This is a genomic window from Simiduia curdlanivorans, from assembly GCF_030409605.1.
GTDB classification, from domain to species: domain Bacteria; phylum Pseudomonadota; class Gammaproteobacteria; order Pseudomonadales; family Cellvibrionaceae; genus Simiduia; species Simiduia curdlanivorans.
Genome location: NZ_JAUFQG010000004.1, coordinates 2,950,490 through 2,974,982, shown reverse-complemented (window position 1 = coordinate 2,974,982; position 24,493 = coordinate 2,950,490). Strand labels below are relative to the sequence as shown.

Here is a 24,493-nt window from a genome sequence, read left to right as displayed (position 1 = left end):
AGCTCCAGTGGCGACATCCTGTGGCGTTAGACGACAAAAATTGCATTTAACCTGACTTTCAGACTAATTCCTGAAAGCCAGCTAATTTTGAGGCAACTATAAGATAAGGTTATAAGAAGCGCTAGTGCCTTTTTGATTCTTGGGGATGAGGCGTGGTTACAGGCTTTGTAGCAACTCGATGAGCAGCTCGTGGTGATTACTGGTCTTAAATTTGTCGAACACCTGACTTAAACGCCCTTCCTCATTGATGACAAAGCTAGTTCTCACTATGCCCATATATTCCTTGCCCATGAATTTCTTAAGATCCCACACACCGTACTTCTCAGCTATGGCGTGATCTTCGTCAGATAAAAGATTGAAATTGAGATCGTGCTTGTCTTCGAAGCGCTGTAATTTCGCAACGGGATCAGGGCTGATACCAAACACAACCGTATTCAATTTAGCCAATTCTGCCTTAATGTCTCTAATTCCGCAGGCCTGAGTGGTGCAGCCAGGCGTTAATGCCTTCGGATAGAAAAAAAGCACCACGCGCTGACCGCGAAAATCTTTCAAAGAGACTTTTTCGCCCTTTTGGTTGGTCAAGGTAAAGCTGGGTGCGAGATTGCCGACTTTTGGGTGTGCCATAATAAAGACTCCTAAAAAATGTGATAAAAAAAAGGCGCGGTTATGACACCACGCCTTTTTCCATTGCGCTATAGCTTAGATTAGCTAGGCAGGAGCGCTTTTACTGCATCGCGCTCTTCCTGCAATTCTTTCTCGGTAGCTTTCATTCGAGCCTGGGAGAAATCGTTAATCGCCAAACCTTGAACTATTTCCCAATCGCCATTCTTACAAACACAGGGGAAAGAGTAAATTAGGCCCTTATCAACGCCGTAGGAACCGTCGCTATACACACCCATGCTCACCCAATCGTTGGCTGGCGTACCAAGCGCCCAATCGCGCATGTGAAAGATGGCGGCGTTGGCAGCTGAAGCTGCAGAGGAAGCACCACGGGCCTTAATGATGGCCGCACCGCGCTGCTGCACAACGGGAATGAACTCGCTTTCGTACCAGGCCTGATCAATCAAACCCATGGCCGGTTTGCCGTCTACCAGGGTATTGTGAATATCAGGGTACTGAGTTGAGGAGTGGTTACCCCAGATCAGCATTTTAGTAACGTCGTTGATGGTCTTACCGGTTTTTTGCGCCAACTGGGTTTGCGCGCGGTTGTGATCCAAACGGGTCATCGCGGTGAACTGACGTGGGTTGATATCGGGTGCATTGCGCTGAGCAATCAAGGCATTGGTATTGGCTGGGTTGCCGACTACTAACACTTTAATATCGCGCGAGGCGTGGGCGTTGATGGCCTTGCCTTGTACGGAGAAGATAGCCGCGTTAGCTTCCAGCAAATCCTTGCGCTCCATGCCCGGGCCGCGTGGACGAGCACCAACCAGCAACGCGTAATCCGTGTCTTTAAATGCAACATTCGCATCATCCGTACACACCATGCCCGCTAACAATGGGAAAGCGCAGTCATCCAACTCCATCGCCACACCTTTCAGTGCCTCGAGAGCCGGGGTAATTTCCAGCATTTGTAAAATCACTGGCTGGTCTTTGCCCAACATATCGCCAGCGGCGATGCGGAACAACAAGGAGTAGCTGATCTGGCCGGCGGCGCCGGTAACGGTGACACGAACGGGTGCTTTCACAATAATTCTCCGTAACTGTGGTTCAAACCTGAATAAGCGGCGGCCATTATAGGGCCAAATGAGGAAATTTCACCTTATCCGGCACAATAACGGCTATTTTCTGCAATGATAGTCCACATTGACCCAGTGTATATCAGGCGTTTTGATATCTTTCTAACAAGGCTTGGTATAGATCATCGGCGAAAGTGGCGCTATTGGCATCGAGTTCAGCCACCGCCTCCACTAGATGTTCATTGTCTTCCCTACCCGACCAAAGCTTCTTGTAACTGCCATCTTTGTAGCCGTGGTCTTGACGAAAGAAGTTCAAGACATTTTTGCCTACATAACCGCAGTAGAGTTGATCAACACTCATATCGGCAGCCGTCAAGAGCTTAGCGAATGTTGAAACCGAAAAACTTTTACTAGCGATAGTCTCTTCGGCAAAGGTTTCGAGTAATTCGCGAAACATTTCGTCATCGGCAATCGCTTGAATACCCGACGTGGACTTAAGCCCCTGCTCGAGCTCATCAATCATAAGCGCCTGGGTGGAAAATTTTGTCAGTAAAATACTCAAACCAAAATGCCAAATATCGATCAGCTCAAGTCGCACCTGCTCCACATCTGGCACCTGTTTTTTCCACCACTTCCAACCGAAATGATCCATGAGCTCGGCGCACTCTACCCAGATGGCGCGATACCAAGCAAAGTTTTGCTCGCGCCAGTTTTCATTGACCTTAGTGTTCATGCTGTCTTGTAGCTCCAGCATCGTTTTTAATTGGGCGCGCATTATTTGCTCCTGCACTCGCTTTATTTTATGGCTCGGTTGAAGAGATTGAAAAAGTTATCCGTGGTTGCATTGGCAAAGTCATCGAAACTCATCCCCTTCAACTCCGCTAAATATTGCGCCACTTCGCGCACATACTTTGGTTCGTTAGGCTTACCTCGATAGGGGATGGGTGCCAAATAAGGCGAATCTGTCTCGACCAATAAACGCTCCATAGGCACAAACTTAGCCACATCGCGCAGCGCCTCGGCATTTTTAAAGGTGACGATACCCGACAAAGAAATGTAGTAACCCAAATCTAACGCCGCCGATGCCATGGCCACATCTTCTGTAAAACAATGCAGCACACCGGCCGATTGGCGCGAGCCGTGACGACCAATTAAATCTAAGGTATCGGCCTTTGCCTCGCGCGTATGCACCACCACCGGCAAAGCCGCTTCTGCAGCAACCTCTAAATGCAGCGCAAAACTGTCCTTCTGCGCCTGCATGGTATCTTTGGTGTAGTAGTAATCGAGGCCGGTCTCACCCACGGCGACAACTTTTGCTCGGGCCGTAAGGGCTGACAGGCGCTCGCGACTCATGGCGCCCTCTTCAATATCTAAAGGATGGGTGCCAACCGATGCATACACCTGCTCAAATTGCTCTGCTATATGCAGAACATCTTCAACATTTTTATCAGAAATGGATATACACAAGAGGTGTGAAACCTGCCGCTGCCGGGCTTCTTCAATCGCCTCGGCGAGGCTTCGATCACCCAGTTTTAATCTGTCTAGGTGACAATGCGAATCTACGAGCATGGGAAAATTCCGAGTTTTTATCTGCGCTGTGTTATGTGTTTCAACGCACTGGAGCGAGAGTTTAACAAAAAAGGCCAGCAAGCTGGCCTTGTCGATCAATAAGCGCTGGCTACATGGTATGGGTCGGTCTATCTGAGCCGAGGGAGCCGGCCAAATAGGTTTCGATCTTGCTCACTGCCATATTGTCTTGATCGTTAAATTGCACGCCAACGCCTGATGCCCGGTTGCCTTGAGCGCCCTTGGGCGTAACCCATACCACCGTTCCCGCCACGGGGATTTTCTCGCCCTCATCCAACAAACTCAGCAACATAAACACTTCGTCGCCAATTTTATAGGCTCGGGTAGTGGGTATAAACAGCCCACCATTGCGCACAAAGGGCATGTAGCTGGCGTAAAGCACGGCTTTATCGCGAATATTTAGGTTTAATATGCCATTGCGGGCACCGCCCAAAGCAGCCATAGCGCATTCCTTGATCAGGTCAAACTGTTAGTTTAGCAACGTTAAAGCAAGCTCGCTCACCTGTCTAGACACCAGCGATCTAATTAACGCGAGCGGCGCATAAACGCTCGACACAGCGCTTGCCAGTCCAAAGCAATCTCCTCCAGCAATAATTGGGTGTTGGGGTTCGATGGGCCAGCCAAGGCTTGCCGTGCGCGCCCCACCTTTTCATACAACCGGTGCAGCACAGGCGCACCCGCCTGGCCCAGCAAACTCTCTGCCCAATCAAAAGTCTCGACGTTTTTATTACCGGCTTGCTGCCATTGCAAGTTTTTCAATAACTGACTAATCCACAACTGAAACCAGCTCAGCACCTGCTGATGATCCTGTGCCATCCATTCAGAGGCCAGCGCCAGCGGGCCTTTCTGGCCCTGCGCCAGCTCGCGTAAGTTCCGTACCAAAAGCTGGTGCTGCTCCAAGGCATCGCCATCCAGTAAGCCGCGGGCCGCTAGCGGTGCGCCACCGGCAAGGGAGAGCAAAAGTTCAGGCGCTATCCTGTTGCCAGCGATGGGCGTCAGCCAAGGCACAACAACCTCTGCAGCGGGCAAACCAAAGGCTATTAGGCGGCAACGGCTGCGAATCGTTGATAACACGGCGCTGGTTTGATGACTCACTAAAATGATATGGGCGCTACCGGCCGGCTCCTCTAAGCTTTTCAACAGCGCATTGGCCGCGCCCGTAGTCATTGCCTCAGCTGGCGCAATGACCACCAGCTTTCGGCCACCTTGCTGAGCCGTTTTGCTCAAGAAGTCATTGGCCTGCCGAATAGCGTCAATTTTAATCGCTTTACCCGCTGCTTCGGGCTCCAACAACAGGAGATCCGGATGCGTTCCCACAGCCATTAACTGACAGGCTTTACATTTACCGCAAGCCAGCTCTGCCGCCGCCGTTAAACACAGTAATCGCTGGGCCAATAACATCGCCAGATGGGTTTTACCGACGCCCGGCACACCGGCAAATAGAATCGCGTGCGGCAATTTCTGCGCGCTGACAGCCTCGAACAGCGTTTGCCAGCGCTCGTGTTGCCACGGATAAGGCGATTGGCCCAGTGTGAATTCAGCTAATTGCATAAAATATCGATCTGCTCAATCAGGTACATCTGTCCGGCTCCCTTTATCTTTGCCATACTGCGCAACTCTAGTTACCGGCACAATAAGCACTCAGCGTGAAAGATACTTTAGAATTTGTACATGAAGATGAATTTTTTTTAGTCGTAAACAAACCGGCCAAAATGCTCAGTGTGCCTGGCCGAGGCCCCGAGAACCAAGACTGCTTAATCAGTCGGGTTCAACGTCACTTTCCAGAAGCCCTCTCCGTGCACCGGTTAGATTATGCCACTTCTGGGCTGATAATCGTAGCGAGGTCGAAAGACGTACACCGCCAGCTCAGTATACTTTTCGAACAGCGCAAAATTGAAAAATCCTATACGGCTATTGTCTCGGGAATTATCGAAGACGACGCGGGATCGGTCGACTTGCCACTTATTTGCGATTGGCCCAACCGACCATTGCAAAAGGTCGATATGGAAACAGGTAAGCCTTCGCGTACTTTGTACCAATGCGTCGAGCGAAATCAGGCGAACAATTCAACTCGGGTTATTCTCACCCCGGTCACTGGCCGCTCTCATCAACTGCGGGTGCACATGCAACAACTTGGGCACCCGATTTTAGGCGATCAATTTTACGCGCCCGAACCGGTGCGCAACGCCTCGCCTTTTCTCTGTTTGCATGCGACCCAATTAAGTTTTACTCACCCAGTAACAAACAGCGGTATCAAGGTAGTATCTGAACCGAAATTTTAACGCTGAAGAAGTTCTTCTAGAACTCGATCAATATCGCGCTGCACTTCACCTAAAGATTGCCCTGCGTCGACCACGCGAAAACGCGACGACTCCGCTTTTGCACGAGCCAAATAACAATCGCGAACGCGCTCAAAAAAAGCAATGGTTTCCGTCTCAAAGCGATCCAAATCGCCGCGACTGCGCGCCCGTTCCAAACCGATATTGACATCGATGTCGAGCAACAGGGTGCAATCTGGCCGCAGCGGGCCCTGAACAACTTTTTCCAGCTGGGCAATTAATGCTGAGTCCAATCCGCGCCCTGCCCCCTGATAGGCATAAGTCGCATCGGTAAAACGATCGCATAGCACCCATTTACCCTGTGCGAGCGCGGGGCAAATTAGTTGATTGAAATGCTGCGCCCGCGCAGCAAATACCAATAGCAGTTCGGCTGTTGGATCTACAACTTCCTCTCGCGGTGCCAGCAATAGCTCGCGTAATGTTTCTGCCAAAGGCGTGCCACCGGGTTCGCGGGTTCTCAACACATCCAAACCTTTGGATCTTAACCACTGCTCAACAAAATCCATGTTGGTGGTTTTGCCAACACCCTCGGTACCCTCAACGGTAATAAATAATCCAGGCTTCAATCCAATCTCTCTTTATTCATTGACAGCATTATTGTTGCGGTGTCGAGCGGTAATCGCTGCGGCGCTTTAGTTGAAACTTTTTAACCGCGGCATTGTGCTCATCGAGTGTCGTGGAAAACTGATGATAGCCATCGCCCTTGGCGACAAAATACAAACTGGTTCCATTGTCAGGGTGTAGTGCGGCAAACAGCGAGCGCTCGCCGGACAGGGCAATGGGGGTGGGCGGCAAGCCCTTAATCACATAGGTATTGTAGGCTGTGGCCTGGGTTAAATGTTTTCTTGATAAATTGCCCCGGTAACTTTGACCCAAACCGTAGATGACCGTGGGGTCGGTCTGCAAGCGCATATTTTTCTGCAACCTGCGCACAAACACACCCGCTATCTCCTCGCGCTCGGCATCAATTGCGGTTTCCTTTTCAACAATAGACGCCATGATGAGCGCTTCGTATGGCGTGCGATAGGGCAAGTTTTCAGCTCGCTCTGCCCATAGCTCCGTTAGTATCATTTGCTGTTTAGCATAGGCCTGACGCAACAAACTTACGTCGGAATCGCCCTTTTGATATTGGTAGGTATCGGGAAAAAACAGCCCTTCGGGATGATTCTCCTCCAGCCCCAACAGTTGCTGTTGCGCCGGCCAAAGTAAACCCGCCAAACGAATTTCCAAGTGTTCTAGGCTCTGTAAGTATTGCAGCGCCTGACCATAGGTCCAACCCTCAACCAATTGCGCACTGTAGCGAATGACATCGCCGAGTAATAACTTATCCAGTAATTGCTTGGGCGAAAGACCGGGCTCAATTTTATATTCACCTGACTTTATTTTTGTGGCACCTACGATGCGTGCATAGCCAACCCAAAGCGTCGCATTTAATAGGCCCTGGCGCTCTAAGCGATTACCCAAGGCAATCAAAGACTGCCCTCTTGGTACCTCGAGCTGCATAACATCACTGATCGCCATGGGCGTATCTAATACCTGCTTAACATAAAATCCGAGACCTACCGCTAGCGATACAGCCACAAAAGATAAAATGAACAACCACTTTATTATCGCCTTCAAAACGTATCTCCAGGTAAGGCTGCTTTAGTGCTAAACGCACTGTCACCGAGCGCGATAAACTGTTCGCCCTCACTCGTTCGGTTAAAGGACACCATTCGATCCCCTAGGTGCAAACAATCAATAGCAACCACACCCCAATTACTATTTGCCACAAATAGTTGATCTGCAAGCACAAGCTCATCCACGCTCACTGGGCGAATTGAAATAGGTAATCCGCCAACATTATCCTCCAATAAAAACTCCCGCATTACTCCCGCAACGCCGCAAGCGTCCAACGCCGGGGTGTAAAACTCGCCATGCTTTAACACAAAGATATTGGACGAAATACCTTCGACAACCAAGTCGCTTGCGCCACACATAATGCCTTCGAAATGCGCAGTATCGACAAGCTCGTTGGCCGCGAGAACTTGTTCAAGCCTATTGCAATGTTTAACCCCAGCTAGCGCCGAATTACTTAAACGTGTGGCACACACCATAGCGGAGTTACGCTGAGCCAGCGTAAATGTCCGGGGCACAATCTGCATAATAAGGTTGGGCACTAGCCTTGGTGGCGAACGATAGCCGCGCCCGCCCTCTCCTGCGGTTAATAAAATTTTAACCGTAGCAAACAATCGATCTCTAGCTTCCTGCCACTCGCGACTAGCGGCTTCTATCAACGCATTCAACTGGGCGATAACACAGTGCTGCTCGGGGCAATGCAATAAAAGTTTAGACGCGTCGCGCGCAAGCCGAGCTAAATGACGCCGCTGCAAAGGAACTTGCCCAGCCTCCACACGCAGGGTTTCAAATAGGCCGTGGCCATAGTGCAAACCTCTATCTCGCACGGATATCTGGTCGCAAAGACTGCCATTTATCATGACCAACGGTTTGTGCACGGCCCATCCTTAATAACTGTAAGCTTGTTGACCAACCCATTCACATTCTAAGCGAGCAAATAAAAACGGCGATCATAGGTGATCGCCGTTTTTCAGAACATAACGTTAATCACACCTTTCGAAAAACCAGTGTACCGTTTGTTCCGCCGAATCCAAAAGAATTCGACATGGTGATATTGATCGGCATGGATTGCGCCTTATGAGGCACCAAGTTCAAATCACAACCCTCACTCGGATTGTCCAGGTTGATGGTTGGCGGTGCAACTTGATCGCGGATAGCCAAAATACTGAAAATAGCTTCCACTGCCCCAGCAGCACCTAACAAATGGCCAATCATCGACTTGGTCGAGCTCACCGCTACCTTACTTGCCGCCTCACCCATTACCGACTTCACCGCTTGGCATTCGGCAATATCACCTGCTGGCGTTGAAGTGCCATGAGCATTGATGTATTGAATATCCTCGGCCTGAATACCGGCATCTTTAATGGCGTTGCGCATGCTCAGCGCTGCGCCAGCACCATTCTCTGGCGGCGACGTCATGTGGTAAGCATCGCCACTCATGCCGAAACCGATCACTTCCGCATAAATATTGGCGCCGCGAGCCTTGGCGTGCTCGTACTCTTCGAGCACCAGCACCCCAGCGCCATCGCCCAAGACAAAACCATCGCGATCCCGATCCCAAGGCCGGCTGGCTTTGGTCGGGTCGTCGTTGCGGGTAGACAAAGCCCGCGCCGCCGCAAAACCCGCCAAACCGGTTTTGGTGGTGGCCATTTCGGCCCCGCCCGCGAGCATGACATCGGCTTCGCCATATTGAATTGAGCGAGCTGCCAAGCCAATGGCATGGGTACCCGTGGTACAGGCGGTAACCACGGCCAAATTTGGGCCCTTAAAACCGTACTTAATCGACAGGTTGCCGGCGATCATATTAATGATGGCACCAGGTACGAAAAACGGCGATATGCGTCTTGGCCCCTTCTCTTCGATGGTGAGCGCGCCGTCGGCAATAGAGCCGATACCGCCGATACCGGCACCAATAACGGCGCCAATGCGCTCGGCGTTGGCCTCAGTTAACTCGATACCCGAGTCTTCCCACGCCTGAATACCGGCTACCATTCCGTATTGAATGAAGGGGTCCATTTTACGGGCGTCTTTGGCCTGTAAATAGGGCTCCACTTCGAAATTTTTTACTGCAGCACTAAACGTAGTACTAAAAGGAGTTGTATCAAAAGTGGTAATCGGTGCAACGCCACTCTGACCGGCAAGGATGCCTTTCCAGGTGTCTGCAACTGTATTGCCTAGGGGCGAAACCATACCCATACCGGTAACAACGACTCGTTTACGCGACACGTTTACTCTCCAGACTGACGAATTAAAAATTCACAACGCAAAATACAAAGGCCAATAAAACAAAAGCCGTACTATCGTGAAATAGTGACGGCTTTTGCGCAGAACAGCTGTTCCGTTCGACTTAAATTAACCGAGGTGCTCGTTAATGTAGTCAATAGCCAACTGAACAGTGGTGATTTTCTCAGCTTCTTCGTCTGGAATCTCAGTTTCGAATTCTTCTTCCAAAGCCATTACAAGCTCAACGGTATCGAGAGAATCAGCACCCAAGTCTTCAACGAAAGAGGCTTCGTTTTTAACTTCGTCTTCTTTTACACCAAGCTGCTCGGCGACAATTTTCTTTACGCGCTCTTCAATGCTGCTCATATCGTATTCAACTCCAAGTTGGTAATTTCGGTCAAACCGTTGTCTTTACAAGACTGACAAGCGGCCAATTGTTTGTGCTCTCGGCCAACAGGGTCGGCATTTTACATGGATTTTTCGCCGGTTGTAACGAAAACCGACAAAAAATAACAACTTCTTACAGTAACCTTAATAAAAACAGCCACTTATGGCCATTATGCCATGTACATTCCGCCATTCACATGGATGGTTTCGCCGGTCACATAGCCTGCGGCATCGCTCGCCAGGAAGGCAACCACTGCGGCAATCTCCTCCGGCTGACCCAAGCGCCCAGCGGGCACATTAGCTAACAATAGCTCTTTTTGCGCATCGGGCAGTTCTTTGGTCATATCGGTATCGATAAAACCTGGCGCTACCGTGTTTACGGTAATATTGCGCGAGCCAACTTCTTTCGCCAGAGCGCGAGCAAAACCCGCCACACCGGCTTTGGTCGCCGCGTAATTCGACTGACCGGCGTTGCCCATGGAACCAACCACAGAGCTGATATTAATGATGCGTCCCCAGCGGGCTTTCATCATGCCGCGCAAACAACCTTTACTTAAACGGTAGATGGCACTCAAATTCGTATTGATCACATCGAACCACTCTTCGTCGCTCATACGCATCAATAGATTATCTTTGGTTATACCGGCATTGTTTACCAAGATACTTGGCGCGCCGTATTTTTCACCAATCGCCGTCAAAAGTGCCGCCACGGAATCGGCATCGGTGACGTTCAACACCATGCCCTCGCCTTTCAGACCCTTTTCCGCGAGACGCGCAGATATTGCTGCCGCGCCTCTTTCACTCGTGGCTGTGCCGACAACAATCGCACCCTGGCTTGCTAACAAATCGGCAATAGCCGCGCCAATGCCACGACTGGCGCCTGTAACTAATGCAATTTTGTTTTCCATAATCTTACTCACCGTTAAAAATTTAGGTCGCTCACGCGTGTTCTGCGATCGCTTTTTCGAACTCGTCAACCGAGCCGGTTGTCGCTGCCGATAAAGATTTATCAATCCGCTTTGCCAAGCCAGCCAGTACTGCACCAGGGCCACATTCCACTAGTTGGGTCGCGCCTAGGCTCGCTAAACTGTTCACACAATCAACCCATAATACCGGACTGTAAATTTGCTCTATCATCAATTGTTTTATTTTTTCAGGATCTAACTCAGTTTTTGCATTGACGTTGTGTACCACGGGAATCGTTGGCGCATTAAACGTGGTCGCCATAATAAATTCGGCGAGCTTATCTGCGGCTGGCCGCATCAAGCTGGTATGGAAAGGCGCGCTAACAGGCAAGGGTAAAGCGCGTTTTGCGCCAGCTTCTTTGCACAACACCATGGCCGCCTCGACAGCGTCCTTTTCACCCGCAATAACAACTTGACCGGGCGAGTTGAAATTTACCGCTGACACCACACCGGCATTTGACGCTTGCTCACAAGCATTAACAATCAATCCATCATCTAAACCAATAATTGCTGCCATTGCGCCTTTGCCCGCGGGCACCGCGGCCTGCATAAAGGCACCGCGCTGCTGCACAAGTTTCACCGCATCGGTAAATGCAACAACCTCCGCACACACCAAGGCAGACCACTCGCCTAAACTATGGCCAGCAAAATACGCCGGTTTCGCCCCGTGCTTTTGTTGCCATAAACGCCACAGCGCGACGCTGGCGGTTAGCAATAGCGGCTGGGTGCGCTCGGTTAGATTAATATCTTCCTGCGCTCCTTCTTGCACCAACTGCCATAAGTCGTAACCTAAAACACGAGATGCTTCGGCAAAAGTGTCAACAATAATGGCATTCTGCTCAGCCAAATCCGCCAACATACCAATTTTTTGAGAGCCTTGGCCCGGAAATACGAACGCCAAAGAAGAGTCGGACATAATAAAAACCTTGGTTATAAATCTTTATGAAAGCTATTGGATGTTACTGCTACTTTTACTCGGCCGAAGCCTTAAACCGCGCCGCCAGTAATGCCGGCAACCTGTGCTCCGTTTGCTCCAGCGCAACCCGAATAGCATTATAAAATGCCTGCGCATCAGCACTTCCGTGGCTTTTGATCAGCGGCTTAGACAAGCCTAAAAAACTGGCGCCATTATAGCGACCGGGGTCGAACTGTGTGCGCCATTTTAGCAACACAGGTTTGGCTAACTGGCCAACCAATTTGCCATACCAAGAGCCTAAAAAAGCCGCTTTTAGCTGCTCAATTAAAAATATGGCCGCCCCCTCACTGGCTTTTAGTGCCACATTGCCGCTAAATCCGTCGGTAACCACAATATCCACATCGCCATCGAGCAGGTGATTTGCCTCGATGAAGCCGGCAAAGGCCAAGGCCTCGTCCTGGCCAATAAGCGTTGCCGCCTGCGCCAGTAGCGAGCCGCCCTTGTTACTCTCCGTGCCTATATTTAGCAAAGCGACTTTTGGCCGAGCAACCTTAGATAGCACCGAACCCATTTGCGCAAACTGCAACAGAAACTCTGGGCTAACCTCCAGATTAGCGCCCAAGTCCAACATGTGGGTTTGCCCTTTACGGGTCGGCCAGCGCTGGCAGATTGCCGGGCGATCGATGCCAGGAACCATCCCCAGCAGGCGCTTTCCAGCCACCATTAAAGCCCCCGTACTGCCGCCACTGACGCAGGCATCAGCCTTGTCCGCCGCCAAGTGCGCCACCGCCAGCCAAAGCGAGCTTTCCTTATGGCGCAAAATTTCAGTGGGTTTCAGCTCGGCACTAAACATTTCAGGCGCTTGTAGCCAATCGAAACGGGTATTATTTTGAAGCGTTAGGGGAATAGACGCAGCCGCTTGGGCAGTGCCAAAGGCAGAAATTTCTAAGAAGGGAAAGTCTTGCAGTGCCTTTTCACAGGCAGAAAAAACAGTGTGGGGACCTAAGTCCCCACCCATTACATCTACGGCAATTCGAGATGATGCAGTCAAACGCGAGTTTTACTCGTCGCTGCCAGTATCAATTACCTTGCGACCGCGGTAGAAACCATCGGCAGTCACGTTGTGACGACGGTGCTTCTCACCACTGGTTGGATCGATAGACAGGGTTGGACCAGTGAGTGCATCGTGCGAACGACGCATGTCACGACGTGAACGACTCTTTTTGTTTTGCTGAACAGCCATGATAGCTCCTACTTACCAAATGGACTGAAGCCGGGGCGCCTCGTTATTTCGGCGAGCCCTTAAGTTGCTCCAGCACTTTAAAAGGGTTGTCTGATACTTTATCGTCTTGAACCTCTGTTCCGGCACTTAACGATGCAGCATCAATACATTGCTCTTCGTGATAGGCCACCATTGGCAACACCAGCAATAACTCATCTTCTACCACCTGATACAGATCGGTTGGGCCTTCCTCTAATATCAAAGGATCGAGATCCTTGGATAAGTCTTGGCCCTGCTCTTCTGTCCACACTACAGCGAGTGCGATATCGGCGTCTAAGGTGAGTTTTGTCGGTTGCAAACAACGCTGACAAACCACTGAAACACTTGCTCTAGCATGACCTTTAAGGGTTTTAGCCCTCTGCTGGTCAATACCAAATTCTAAATGCACATCTACCTCTTCGTCGCCACTTTGCACCGCTTCGCTTAAGCGAGGCATCTGCGCCAGTGGCACGCGACCAGATAGACTTATCCCCTTCTGCGCGAATTTTCGCGGATCTACTTGCCGTGGCAAAATCGTTTGTAAGGGGGCATCTGACATAAGCGCGCAATTCTAGGGACAAGATTCTGTGGTGTCAAAGGGAAATAAGCACAATTTAAGGGATTTGAGGCCAGATTAGCGCTAAAAAACCGTTTCTGGGCTTAGCCGCCTCAAATCAGTAACATAGAGCGTTAACTCATCCGCACCGAACGCCCAGTTACAGGCCTAACCCCATGCTCAAAAGACACCTAATTTTAGCCTCCAGCTCTCGCTACCGGAAGTCCCTACTAGGCCGGATTGTGGATGATTTTACCTGTCATGCGCCCGATATTGACGAGAGCCCCTTAGCAACGGAAACACCAGCGCAAATGGCCCCGCGCCTAGCCAAGGCAAAAGCGTTAGCGCTAGCCCAACACTATCCAGATGCATTAATTATTGGCTCAGACCAAACCGCCAGCTGCGATGGTCTGCTGCTTAACAAACCCGGCACCGAGGCAAACGCACTAGCGCAACTCAAACGCTGCCAAGGAAAAACCGTCACCTTCTATACCGGCCTTTGCCTACTCAATAGCAGCAATCAACAGCTACAGCTGCAAACAGTCGCCACGGAGGTCAGTTTTTTATCTCTCACCGACGCCCAACTCCAAATCTATATAAGGAAGGAGCAACCGCTAGACTGCGCGGGCAGCTTCAAATGCGAAGCCTTGGGTAGCAGCTTATTTCAATCACTAACCAGCACCGACCCCAGTGCCCTCGAAGGCCTACCCCTCATCGCTCTCTGCGCCATGTTAAGACGGGAGGGTTTCGAGCCTTTGTCGTAGCGGCTGCCACTCGAGTAACTCGGTGAACCGATCGAGACAAAGCACCGGTTCGTAAGGTCTCATGCGATCGATATGATGCGCCCCGTAACTCACCGCTATACGCGGCATGCCGGCACTGCTGGCCATGGCCATATCGTATTCTGTATCGCCCACCATCACCGCCTCATGGGGCCGCACACCAAAGTCGCTCAACAGCTGCTCCAGCATCAGTGGATGCGGCTTAGAGGCTGTCTCTTCCGCACACTTGGTCGCCGAGAAGAAATCACTCCAGCCCACATTGCCCAGCACCCGGGTCAAGCCGCTGCGACTTTTCCCCGTCGCCACGGCCAAATCAAATCCCGCCGCCTTTAACGATGTCAGAACCGGCACGACTCCCTCATAAAAAGCACAAGGCTTCTGATCTGCGGCAATAAAATGTTGGGAAAATGCCTCAGACAAGGTCAATAAAGCACTCGAACTCAAGGCTGGATAAAGCCGAGCCAGCGCTTCATCTAACGACAAGCCAATAATGTTTTTTACCTCGGCATCTGGCAACGCAGGCAATTGCAGACGTTGCGCCGCGGCCTGCAGGCTGGCCACAATTTTTGCTGTGGAATCGATAAGAGTGCCATCCCAGTCAAAAATCAAGAGCATCGCAGTGCCTCCAGTAGCGCAGCCATATCATCGGGCATCGGCGCCTCCACGACCATCGGCTGCTCGGTGGTCGGGTGCAAAAAGCTCAATTTTGCCGCGTGTAAACACAGGCGCCGCAAACCTTTGCGCTTGAGCTTTTCATTTATGAGATCAATACCGTATTTTTCGTCGCCTAGCAGTGGGCAGCCAGCAATGCGCGCATGCACGCGAATCTGATGGGTTCGGCCGGTGACCGGGCTCGCCTCCACCAGTGTCGCGCCCTGTAGGCTTTCGACCACGGCAAATAGCGTTTTACTGGGCTTACCCTCAGCGGACACCCTAACCATCCGATCGCCATTAGCCAGTTCAGTGCGCAACAGGGGTTCGTTAACCTCCCGTCTTGCGGCCGGCCATTGCCCATCAACTAGGGCCAAATAGGTTTTGCGTATGCCGGCCAAGGTCATCTGCTCCGACTTCTCCCTGAACTGCTCCTGCAAGGCCTTGAGCGCGCTACGCTTTTTCGCCACCAAGATGACGCCACTGGTCTCGCGGTCTAGCCGGTGTACCAATTCGAGGAACTTAATCTCGGGCCTCATCTGGCGCAGCGCCTCAATCAAACCAATTTGCACACCGCTGCCACCGTGAACCGCCAAGCCCGATGGCTTATTGATGGCGATCAACCAATCGTCTTCAAATACGATGGCCTGGGCCAAGCGCTCAGCCAGCTCCGCCCCAATCGGCACCAGATCGCCCTCTTGCGCCAAGCGAATAGGCGGCACGCGCACGAGGTCACCGGCCTGCAATTTATGCTCGGGCTTCACCCTGCCCTTATTCACCCGCACCTCACCTTTGCGCAACAGGCGATAGAGGCGAGACTTAGGCACCCCTTTTAGGCGCGACATAAGGTAGTTATCGATTCGCTGGCCAGCACAGTCTGGGTCGACTTCTAACATTTGAACCTGGTGAAACTCAGACATAGCGCTCTCAAACACGGGATGAAGCGGCATTTTACACCAGTCAAATCAGTTTTTTCTTTCTAATTGAAGGGCTTAGGCTTTGCTGCTATAGTTCAGCCCGCTGACTGGGCTGGTTTCCGGACATTGCGTTAGGCAAGTCGCGAGGAAATACCGTCATTCAGCCAGCAAACCGCTGGATTTGTATACGCGTCTGACCCGAGGTGGGCAGCCGGTAAACAACCCCGGAGCGCTGTTTTTTGACCCAATAGCGGTTCTTCGCTGCCAGAGCGAACAAAAACGCCGGCACAAAGAACCACAGTGACAATTGCGCACAAAGACTGCTGCAGTGCACTGAGAAATTGTTTTTAAAACTCGATAGCAATAGCCACTATCAGCAGGGACGGAACGCAAACCAGCCGCGCTAGGCCAATCGCCCAGACGCCTGACCAAGCCCCCCCCCTCTTGTGAAAACACTGATAGCGTCAGCAACCGAACTGACATAAACGCAATGGATGAACTCTGAGTTTTTGATGAATACAGGTACCCTAAGCAACCTTTATAGCAACATCGCGCAGCCCCATTTGGGTTTGGCCTGTTGCTGCCTGTTGCCACCTGATTCAACCGCCGACTTTGCGAGCCACTAACTAGGTAGCGCAAGGGCCTTAGGCGGCCAAACAGTTTTACAGTCTGCTTCACAGCAACTTTGAATGCGCCCTAAAACTTAGGCATAGCATGAAAAGAATGCTCATTAACGCAACCCAACCCGAAGAGTTGCGTGTTGCACTGGTCGACGGCCAATGGCTGTATGACTTGGATATCGAAAACCGCAATCGCGAACAAAAGAAAGCCAACATCTACAAAGGTAAAATTACCCGCGTAGAACCCAGCCTTGAGGCCGCGTTCGTAGACTACGGTGCCGAGCGCCACGGCTTCCTCCCCCTGAAAGAAATCTCGCGCGACTACTTCAGCAAGAACTCAAAAGACGCTGACGGCCGCATTAAAATCAAAGACGTACTAAAGGAAGGCCAGGAAGTTATCGTTCAGGTCGATAAGGAAGAGCGCGGCAATAAAGGCGCTGCCCTCACCACCTTTATCAGCCTCGCCGGCCGCTATTTAGTCTTAATGCCCAACAATCCTCGCGCCGGTGGTATTTCACGCCGCATCGAAGGCGAAGAGCGCGCAGAACTGCGCGATGCGCTATCCGATATCGAAGTGCCGTCAGGCATGGGTATCATTGTTCGCACAGCCGGCATTGGCCGCAGCGCACAGGAGCTGCAGTGGGATTTGGACTATCTACTCCAACTCTGGTCCCAGCTTTCTGCCGCTGCGGAAACGCACAAAGCGCCAGAATTCCTATTCCAAGAAAGCAATGTCATCATTCGCGCCATTCGCGACTACCTGCGCCAAGACATTGGCGAAGTTATCGTCGACAGCAAAGAAGCTTACGATCTGGTCACCACCTTCATTCAACAGGTGATGCCAAACTATCAAAGCAAAATTAAGTATTACGAAGACGACATTCCGCTATTTAATCGCTACCAAATCGAAAGCCAAATCGAAACGGCATTTGAGCGCGAAGTGAAACTACCTTCTGGCGGCTCGATTGTTATCGACCCAACGGAAGCTCTAGTGTCTATCGACATCAACTCATCGCGCGCTACCAAAGGCGGCGACATTGAAGAGACAGCACTACAGACCAACCTCGAAGCGGCAACCGAAATTGCACGCCAACTGCGCTTGCGCGACATCGGCGGCTTAGTGGTAATCGACTTCATTGATATGCAGTCGGCAAAAAATCAGCGCGAAGTTGAAAACCGCGTGCGCGAATCGCTCGAAATGGATCGCGCTCGCGTTCAAGTGGGTCGCATTTCACGCTTTGGTTTGCTCGAAATGTCGCGCCAGCGTTTGCGCCCATCACTCGAAGAAACCATGTCGAAAGTATGCCCACGTTGCTCCGGCCAAGGCACCATTCGCAGCACCAAATCTTTGGCGCTTTCCATTTTACGCTTAGTGGAAGAAGAGGCACAAAAGGAGCGCAGCGCGGAAATTCGCGCCATCACGCCCATCTCTGTTGCCACTTACCTGCTTAACGAAAAGCGTAAAACCATCAGCAAAATTGAAGCGCGCAACAACATTCGCGTTTTAATTGTGCCCAAGCCCGAACTGCAAACGCCGCACTTTGAAGTTCAACGCTTGCGCGATGACGATGAAGGCACGCTGGAAACCAGCTACAAAATCTCGTCGCCAGCCGAGCTTATTGAAGCTGATGCCGATATGAAAAATGCCAAACCTGTTGCGCGCGCAGCCGTTCAGCAAGTTGCACCGAGCCAACCGGCGCCAGCGCCGGCAGCAGAGCCAAGCATTATTTCACGCTGGATTGCCGCCATTCTGGCACTTTTTGCGCCCAAACCTAAACCCAAAAAGAGCAGCAGAAGTCAGAGTGACAACCGTCGCTCGCGCGGACGCAACCAGCAAGGTGGCAACCGCCGCCGCCCGCGTCGCAACGAAGAAAATGATAGCGCCGACAAACCCAAGGCCGACAAGCCGGACAACAAACGCAATCAAAAAAGTGACGACCACACCGACGAGAGCAACGATGAACAGCGCGGCAATCGTCGCCGTCGCCGTCGTCGTCGCAGCGGTGAAAGTGTTAACGAAGGGGACAGCCCAGTAACACCGGCTGCGCAACCGACGCAACAGAACGACAACAGCGGCGACGACAATAATGACGACAGCGAAGACCGTCCATCGCGTCGCCCTAGCTCTCGCACGGGCCGCAACCAGCAGCGTCGTCGCGGTCGCCGCAGCGAACAAGTAGAGCAATTGGAGAAAGACAACGAAGCCGCGATTGCTGCAACTGAGTCACCATCAACTGACGATAGCGCTACAGACCAAGCGGACGCTAAGCCCACTACGCCGAAACGCGACAGAAACGCAAGCAAAGCAACTAGCGAAGACGCGCCTAAAGCTGCTGCATCAGAGCCTGCGCAAGCAGTCGCCGAGAATACCAGTGAAGCGCAAGCTACCCCTGCTGCCACTAAGGCAACTGAGCCCTCAACCCCTGCCCCTCAAAAAGCAGCGGTTAAGCCCGCTGAATCGACACCCCAAGGCACCGAGCCATCGGAAGACTCAACCGAGGTGACACCTGAAGCCAGTGCCGACCTAGACGCGCCAGCAGCAGAGACGGCCGAGCAAGCAGAGTCCGCCGAGCAAGCAGCATCCGACGCCCAAGCAGAGTCCGACGCCCAAGCAGAGAGCGCCGAGACAAGCGACGCCGACCAAGCTAAAGCTGAGACAGTCGCTGAACGCAGAACCGAGGAAGTTGCTAAGCCTGCTTATACTCGACCAAGCAACGACCCCAGAAGCAACCCTAAACCCGTCGCTCAAGTTCAAGTGACCACGCAGACGCGTCAGAAGGTGCTCGGCAGGCCACTCAATACCGCACTACCCGCGGCCATTGAGCGCGCGCCGAGAGAAGTTTCGCGGCCCGCGAATGACCCACGCAACAAGCGCGCTGAAGAGGTCTCTGAATAACCTCTAACGCGCTAAAAAGGCCAGCAAATGCTGGCCTTTTTTTATTCTTGTTCAGAAAAGCGTCAACCACTAAATATTTAATAAAAATAAATACTTAGAGGCTTGCGATCAGCCAAAGTCTATGTATAATTTGCGCCTGTTGCGGAAGGGTGGCAGAGTGGTCGATTGCACCGGTCTTGAAAACCGGCGATGTGCGAGCATCCCAGGGTTCAAATCCCTGCCCTTCCGCCATTTATTCCCCCGCAAGTCCCCTCTTAGCACGTATTATCTCTCTCGCAATTTCAGCTTGAACTAAATGGTAAAAGTAGACTCTAAAGCGCATTGAAATGCGAATCATAAGGGTGATATAACGCCTATTATCAGCGCCCTTGCTTTTACAGTAAGTGTTTGTAAGATAGCGAAAGAATTCATTTAATCACGGAGACGTTTATGCAAGAGCTTTATAGCCAAACGGAACGCGCACAAGCGCATAGTGAAGAGGTTAGCAAAGTACTGCGCAACACCTACACACTACTTGCAATGACTTTTGCCTTCAGTGCCTTAATGGCTGTCGTTGCCATTGTCGCCAACGTTCCCTACATGGGCTTGTGGATGCTACTGCCTTATGTTGCCTTCCTCTGGCTTACGGAAAAAAACAAGAACAGCTCAATGGGCATTGTCTGGGTATTCGCGCTGACCGGTTGGCTAGGCTTTACTGCAGGCCCTATTGTCGGCATGGTTACAGCGGCGGCGGGCATCGAACCCGTGCTCATGGCACTGGGCGGTACGGCGCTGATATTTTTCGGCCTATCAGGCTACGTACTCACCACGCGCAAAGACCTGTCGTTCATGTCCGGGTTTTTAATGACGGGCTTGTTAGTGGCCTTTGTTGCAGGTATTGCCAACGTATTTTTAGGTATTTCCGGTTTAGGTTTAGCCGTTTCGAGCATGTTTTTGCTGCTCTCCTCTGGCGTTATCGCATGGTATACAAGCGTGATCATTCACGGCGGCGAAACCAACTATATTTCAGCAACAGTGACGCTATTCGTCGCCATCTATAATATTTTCATGAGTCTGCTCAGCTTGATCATGAGCTTCACCGGTGGTGACGATTAATTAACATCACAGGCATTCACTAGAGCCCCTCTGGGGCTCTTTTGCTTTTTGGAGTTGCCATGAATTATGCGCTGCTAAACTTAGCCTCACCCAGCAAGAGCGGTTGCGAATCGGCCTACCAATTTGCCTGCGCGCTGGTTGCCGCCGGCCACCGTGTTTCGCGAATATTTTTTTATGGCGACGGGGTTTATCAAGCTAGCCTTTTACAACAACCGCCCCAAGGCAGTAGCCCCATCCATCAGCGCTGGGTGAAATTTAGCGAGGCCAACAACACCGAACTCGTGGTTTGCATTGCAGCCGCACTTAAACGCGGCATTTGCGATGCACAGGAAGCGGAACGCTACAACTTAGCCACATCTAACTTAGCGCAAGGCTTCAACCTTTCGGGGCTAGGCCAATTGGTAGACGCTACTGTTAACACCGATAGACTCATCACCTTTGGCTAGGCAATGAAAACAACTCTATTTTTATTTCGTCATTCTCCCAGTGCTGGTGATTATGCAAAAGAAGGCCTAGACGCACTCTTGGCAACTGCCGCATTTGAACAGAAAGTGATACCTGTTTTTATCGGCGATGGCGTTTTACAGTTGAATACAGGCATGGCATTAAACAACCTCAACCTGCCCAACATCGAAAAGCAATTAAACGCGCTGCCGCTCTACGACGTTGAAACCTTATACGTGCATAAACCATCCTTTGAACAATTGGGCGTAGCCACACACAGCACCAATATTCACTGGCTAAGCGATGAAGGGTTATGCAATTTACTCGAACAAGCCGATCAGGTACTGACCTTTTAATGACCACATTGCATATTATAAGCAAGTCACTCGCGAACGCAGATATTCAGATCGCATTGCGAGCGGCACAAAAAGAAGATGCCATCATCTTAATCAACGATGCGGTATATGCGTTTGCCAACAAAACACCCATCGATACAAAGGCAAGCGTTTTCGCCCTGGCACCCGATCTTATTGCACGCGGGTTAAATGTCGACAAGCTTCCCTCTCTGGTTGCTCTGATTGATTATGCAGGCTTCGTGGAACTGAGCGAAAGCCACCAGCCCATCGTTAGCTGGTATTAATCATGTACGAAACAGATAAAGATGGTTACCTAGTAAACCTCGACGACTGGAGCCGAGAAACCGCAGAATGGCTAGCGGAACAAGAAAGCTTACAATTGTCCGACGCACATTGGGAAATTATCCACTGCTTGCGAGATTATTTTCAAACCTATGAGCTATCTCCCGCCATGCGGCCACTGGTGAAGTATATTACCGCCACCTTGGGGCCAGAAAAGGGGCGCAGCATTTATCTCATGCAACTTTTCCCAGGAAGTACCGCGAAACTTGCCGCTAAAATTGCCGGACTACCACGCCCTACAAACTGCCTTTGAGATAGATCAACTGACACTATCCAGTTAAACGCTCGCTAGACTATCAAACTAAACCTGCAACCTATTCCTTGACCGCAACCTAGGGCTTTTATTATCCGCATGATTTTTACTTGGGCCATCCATTCCATCAATACTCTAGGCTTTGTTAACACGCGATTATGACGCGAGCCTTTGCCACACCGCCTGATCAGTCCACTTAGGCTTAAAAGCAAGGTACAAGTATACTTAGGCCAACAATCTATACTTATTAATAAAACATCAAATTAGCGTCATCTCCACTCACACAAAAACCGCGTTACTGATACGCACAGACACTGACGAATTTTAGAAATTCACTTGCAACACTTACCCAATAGGCCATAGTCGCCACTTCGGTATTCACACGCAAACAGGTATTCTAGCGTCATGCCAAACTTTTCTGTTCAGACTTATACCGTTCGTAAACATCTGAAAAGCTTATCCGCTATCGAAGCCTCCTTAACGCGCCTGAAAGCAATGGGTGTCAACGCCATAGAGTTGGCGCGCATAAAATGGACGCAAGAGGAAATCGCCACAGTCGCGCGGGTTTCCCAAGCGCTGGAGATGACCGTGGGAAGCAGCCAAAACAGCTTCGACTTTCTCAGCCGGTACGTTGACCAAACCATACAATTTCACCAACAACTCGATTGCCGCTATATTTCGGTGTCCGCGCTACCGATGCGCTGCATAATCGGAAACGAAAAAGCCCTTGCTAAATTTGCCGTCGCACTGAATAGCCTTGGAGAAGTTTATCGACAGCAGGGCTTCAGACTGCTGTTCCATCACCACCACTTCGAGTTTCAGAAGTACGGGCATAAAACCGGCCTAGACATATTGCTCGAACATAGTTCGGCCGAAAATATTGGTTTAACGTTAGATACCTACTGGCTACAGCGTGGTGGAAAAACACCCCATGACACGATACTCGAGTTGTCTGAAAGGGTGGACGTAGTGCATTTACGGGATTATCAAATCCGCTGGAAATATTTAGATCTGCTACCCACGGACGCAGCGCTAGGTGTCGGTCATTTACACTTTGGTAAAATCGTAGAAAGTTGCAAGCACGCCAATGTCGCCTACATGGCCATTGAGCAGGAAACGAAAACACCCTTTGACGATCTCGCCAAAAGTATCCAACACTTAAAGAACCTAGATTACGGCCACCTATTCTAACTGGCGAAGCGAGAAGTCAAAGCTGTTGATATTAGAGCCACAACTGCTAGGCTGGTGACACCTGTAATACTTGGCTTACCTCTGTGTATGAAGTAAGCCCCACCTCTTATTACTCCGTTTCTAGACCAACAAAAGCACTTAACACCTGATGCCAACCCAAGCCCTAATAGAAGAGCCTATTCGCACACCCACATGGAGTGGCGGCGAAATTGATTTACTCAACCTCCTGCTGCCGGGTGTGGTCGGGTTCGCTATCTCACAAGTGCTGTTGGCCATGCTACTCATCGCACTCAGCCCCAAGCAGTCCCTGCAGCAAGGTTTATACAGCCTCTTACTATTAACCCTACTCGGCTTTTTCCTTGCACCCTTTGCCGCCGACGGCCCTTGGAGCATCGTCGCCATTACGTTAATGACCGGTATCCCCGGGGTATTTTGGCTGTTCAGTGCAAGCCTGTTTGATGATCACTTTTCCCTTAAAACTTGGCAAATATCACTGGTACTAATGACCGTTTGCTTGCCACTAGTTGACCTCTTGGCGAGCCAGATAGGCATAATACCGGCGCCTTTCTGGGTAACGATATTAGTTGATGCTCCGGCTGTTTTAGAATTGTTACTGGTAGGCTTAGCCGTGGCCGTGATAGCGCGCAACTGGCGGGTAGATCTGGTCGAATCGCGCCGCGATCTGCGGCTATGGCTTTGCGGAGTCAACGCTGCCTATCTCTTTATTATTCTCATCATGCGCGAAGTGCTTTACGCCTATTTCCCATGGCTAAACTATGCCCAATATGTAATAGCCGCACTGGTGTTACTGATTACCAACGTCATGCTACTGCGACCTAACGCAGGATTATTAACACCCGACAGCCAGCGCTATCGCTTGCCAAGGCCCCACTTGCCACAAAGCGACCACAAACAGTCACCGAAAGCATCCACCGACGACGCGCCCATCCAACAGGACACAAACACACATATTGATCCTATCGACGAAACAACGCTCAGTGAAAATTTTGTAGCTGAAAAGGCGCCAAGGACGAACGAGGCACCGACAGAAGTACCCGCAGAAGTGCTACAACAAATACATGCCCTAATGGACAATGAACACATCTATCAGGATATGGAGCTCACCATGGGTCAGCTGGCCTATCGGTTAAAGTTGCAGGAATATCGTCTGCGAAAAATTATTAACAGCGGTTTAGGTTACCGAAATTTTAATGATTTTTTAAACAGCTACCGAATTAGCGAAGCCGCTCAGCGACTCAGTAATACGAAAGAGGCGAACATCCCTATCACCACCATTGCCTTGGACGTCGGCTTTCGCTCGATCAGCACTTTCAATAAGGCCTTTAAGAGCCATTTTGATACCACGCCCACTGCATTTCGGCGCACTCAGCTTACAACTAGCAACGAGAACTAATG

Annotated in this window: 28 protein-coding genes and 1 tRNA gene; 11 read left to right on the top strand and 18 right to left on the bottom strand. The window is 50.9% G+C overall.

Translation table 11 applies throughout. The features are described from left to right. Positions 1-156 precede the first annotated feature (156 nt). The 6 genes from bcp to QWY82_RS13140 form a co-directional block, all read right to left on the bottom strand. The gene (bcp, locus tag QWY82_RS13165; RefSeq protein ID WP_290263103.1) at positions 157-624 is read right to left on the bottom strand and encodes a thioredoxin-dependent thiol peroxidase; all 468 of its coding nucleotides are present in this window, start codon (positions 622-624) and stop codon (positions 157-159) included. Between the two features lie 80 nt (positions 625-704). After that, positions 705-1,688 (bottom strand): malate dehydrogenase, encoded by a 984-nt coding sequence (locus QWY82_RS13160; protein ID WP_290263100.1) that lies wholly within the window; start codon positions 1,686-1,688, stop codon positions 705-707. A gap of 133 nt (positions 1,689-1,821) precedes the next feature. Then, positions 1,822-2,454 (bottom strand): dUTP diphosphatase, encoded by a 633-nt coding sequence (locus QWY82_RS13155; protein ID WP_290263097.1) that lies wholly within the window; start codon positions 2,452-2,454, stop codon positions 1,822-1,824. Between the two features lie 20 nt (positions 2,455-2,474). Then, on the bottom strand, positions 2,475-3,248 hold the full coding sequence (locus tag QWY82_RS13150; protein WP_290263094.1) for a TatD family hydrolase: 774 nt from the start codon (positions 3,246-3,248) through the stop codon (positions 2,475-2,477). Between the two features lie 109 nt (positions 3,249-3,357). Next, positions 3,358-3,708, bottom strand: coding sequence for a PilZ domain-containing protein (locus QWY82_RS13145; protein ID WP_290263092.1), 351 nt, complete (start codon positions 3,706-3,708; stop codon positions 3,358-3,360). Between the two features lie 83 nt (positions 3,709-3,791). After that, on the bottom strand, positions 3,792-4,817 hold the full coding sequence (locus tag QWY82_RS13140; RefSeq protein WP_290263070.1) for a DNA polymerase III subunit delta': 1,026 nt from the start codon (positions 4,815-4,817) through the stop codon (positions 3,792-3,794). A gap of 95 nt (positions 4,818-4,912) precedes the next feature. Here QWY82_RS13140 and QWY82_RS13135 point away from each other — a divergent pair, with 95 nt between their 5' ends. Continuing rightward, entirely contained in the window at positions 4,913-5,548 is a 636-nt protein-coding gene (locus QWY82_RS13135) for a pseudouridine synthase (RefSeq protein ID WP_290263068.1), read from the top strand. Here QWY82_RS13135 and tmk read toward each other — a convergent pair. The 10 genes from tmk to QWY82_RS13085 form a co-directional block, all read right to left on the bottom strand. Then, a complete protein-coding gene (tmk, locus tag QWY82_RS13130; protein ID WP_290263067.1) occupies positions 5,545-6,171 on the bottom strand; it encodes a dTMP kinase in 627 nt (208 codons plus the stop codon). The two genes, QWY82_RS13135 and tmk, sit on opposite strands and share 4 nt — an antisense overlap. Before the next feature lie 28 nt (positions 6,172-6,199). Beyond that, positions 6,200-7,225, bottom strand: coding sequence for an endolytic transglycosylase MltG (gene mltG / locus QWY82_RS13125; RefSeq protein WP_290263065.1), 1,026 nt, complete (start codon positions 7,223-7,225; stop codon positions 6,200-6,202). Continuing rightward, complete coding sequence (gene pabC / locus QWY82_RS13120; protein WP_290263063.1) at positions 7,222-8,100, bottom strand: aminodeoxychorismate lyase; 879 nt, start codon at positions 8,098-8,100, stop codon at positions 7,222-7,224. Before pabC ends, mltG begins: the two co-directional genes overlap by 4 nt. Positions 8,101-8,209: 109 nt before the next feature. Then, the gene (gene fabF, locus QWY82_RS13115; protein WP_290263061.1) at positions 8,210-9,448 is read right to left on the bottom strand and encodes a beta-ketoacyl-ACP synthase II; all 1,239 of its coding nucleotides are present in this window, start codon (positions 9,446-9,448) and stop codon (positions 8,210-8,212) included. A 126-nt stretch (positions 9,449-9,574) separates the two neighbouring features. Beyond that, complete coding sequence (gene acpP, locus QWY82_RS13110; RefSeq protein WP_290263058.1) at positions 9,575-9,811, bottom strand: acyl carrier protein; 237 nt, start codon at positions 9,809-9,811, stop codon at positions 9,575-9,577. Positions 9,812-10,002: 191 nt separating this feature from the next. Then, the gene (gene fabG, locus QWY82_RS13105; protein WP_290263056.1) at positions 10,003-10,740 is read right to left on the bottom strand and encodes a 3-oxoacyl-ACP reductase FabG; all 738 of its coding nucleotides are present in this window, start codon (positions 10,738-10,740) and stop codon (positions 10,003-10,005) included. A 31-nt stretch (positions 10,741-10,771) separates the two neighbouring features. Further along, positions 10,772-11,713 (bottom strand): ACP S-malonyltransferase, encoded by a 942-nt coding sequence (fabD, locus tag QWY82_RS13100; RefSeq protein WP_290263054.1) that lies wholly within the window; start codon positions 11,711-11,713, stop codon positions 10,772-10,774. A 55-nt stretch (positions 11,714-11,768) separates the two neighbouring features. Then, positions 11,769-12,764, bottom strand: coding sequence for a phosphate acyltransferase PlsX (gene plsX, locus QWY82_RS13095; protein WP_290263052.1), 996 nt, complete (start codon positions 12,762-12,764; stop codon positions 11,769-11,771). A gap of 9 nt (positions 12,765-12,773) precedes the next feature. Next, positions 12,774-12,956 carry a 50S ribosomal protein L32 gene (gene rpmF, locus QWY82_RS13090; RefSeq protein ID WP_183909705.1) on the bottom strand — a complete coding sequence of 61 codons (183 nt, stop codon included), beginning with the start codon at positions 12,954-12,956 and terminating at the stop codon, positions 12,774-12,776. 43 nt (positions 12,957-12,999) lie between these two features. Then, positions 13,000-13,533, bottom strand: coding sequence for a YceD family protein (locus QWY82_RS13085; RefSeq protein WP_290263047.1), 534 nt, complete (start codon positions 13,531-13,533; stop codon positions 13,000-13,002). Between the two features lie 239 nt (positions 13,534-13,772). On the opposite strand from QWY82_RS13085, the gene QWY82_RS13080 reads away from it, so the two are divergent. Next, a complete protein-coding gene (locus QWY82_RS13080) occupies positions 13,773-14,294 on the top strand; it encodes a Maf family protein (RefSeq protein WP_290263045.1) in 522 nt (173 codons plus the stop codon). On the opposite strand, the gene QWY82_RS13075 is transcribed toward QWY82_RS13080, so the two are convergent. Further along, on the bottom strand, positions 14,262-14,927 hold the full coding sequence (locus QWY82_RS13075) for an HAD family hydrolase (RefSeq protein ID WP_290263043.1): 666 nt from the start codon (positions 14,925-14,927) through the stop codon (positions 14,262-14,264). The two genes, QWY82_RS13080 and QWY82_RS13075, sit on opposite strands and share 33 nt — an antisense overlap. Continuing rightward, the gene (gene rluC, locus QWY82_RS13070; protein ID WP_290263041.1) at positions 14,918-15,883 is read right to left on the bottom strand and encodes a 23S rRNA pseudouridine(955/2504/2580) synthase RluC; all 966 of its coding nucleotides are present in this window, start codon (positions 15,881-15,883) and stop codon (positions 14,918-14,920) included. The genes QWY82_RS13075 and rluC overlap by 10 nt, the downstream gene beginning before the upstream one ends. A gap of 711 nt (positions 15,884-16,594) precedes the next feature. Here rluC and QWY82_RS13065 point away from each other — a divergent pair. The 9 genes from QWY82_RS13065 (at position 16,595) to QWY82_RS13025 (ending at position 24,491) form a co-directional block, all read left to right on the top strand. Next, entirely contained in the window at positions 16,595-19,396 is a 2,802-nt protein-coding gene (locus tag QWY82_RS13065; protein ID WP_290263040.1) for a ribonuclease E/G, read from the top strand. A gap of 143 nt (positions 19,397-19,539) precedes the next feature. Then, positions 19,540-19,627, top strand: a tRNA-Ser gene (locus QWY82_RS13060). Between the two features lie 198 nt (positions 19,628-19,825). Next, the gene (locus tag QWY82_RS13055; RefSeq protein WP_290263038.1) at positions 19,826-20,491 is read left to right on the top strand and encodes a Bax inhibitor-1/YccA family protein; all 666 of its coding nucleotides are present in this window, start codon (positions 19,826-19,828) and stop codon (positions 20,489-20,491) included. Between the two features lie 59 nt (positions 20,492-20,550). After that, on the top strand, positions 20,551-20,937 hold the full coding sequence (tusD, locus tag QWY82_RS13050) for a sulfurtransferase complex subunit TusD (protein ID WP_290263036.1): 387 nt from the start codon (positions 20,551-20,553) through the stop codon (positions 20,935-20,937). Between the two features lie 3 nt (positions 20,938-20,940). Continuing rightward, positions 20,941-21,291, top strand: coding sequence for a sulfurtransferase complex subunit TusC (gene tusC / locus QWY82_RS13045; protein ID WP_290263035.1), 351 nt, complete (start codon positions 20,941-20,943; stop codon positions 21,289-21,291). Beyond that, a complete protein-coding gene (gene tusB / locus QWY82_RS13040; RefSeq protein WP_290263033.1) occupies positions 21,291-21,575 on the top strand; it encodes a sulfurtransferase complex subunit TusB in 285 nt (94 codons plus the stop codon). Before tusC ends, tusB begins: the two co-directional genes overlap by 1 nt. 2 nt (positions 21,576-21,577) lie before the next feature. After that, complete coding sequence (locus tag QWY82_RS13035) at positions 21,578-21,886, top strand: TusE/DsrC/DsvC family sulfur relay protein (RefSeq protein ID WP_290263031.1); 309 nt, start codon at positions 21,578-21,580, stop codon at positions 21,884-21,886. A 405-nt stretch (positions 21,887-22,291) separates the two neighbouring features. Then, complete coding sequence (locus QWY82_RS13030) at positions 22,292-23,077, top strand: sugar phosphate isomerase/epimerase family protein (protein ID WP_290263029.1); 786 nt, start codon at positions 22,292-22,294, stop codon at positions 23,075-23,077. Positions 23,078-23,225: 148 nt separating this feature from the next. Further along, a complete protein-coding gene (locus tag QWY82_RS13025; protein WP_290263027.1) occupies positions 23,226-24,491 on the top strand; it encodes a helix-turn-helix transcriptional regulator in 1,266 nt (421 codons plus the stop codon). Positions 24,492-24,493 lie beyond the last annotated feature (2 nt).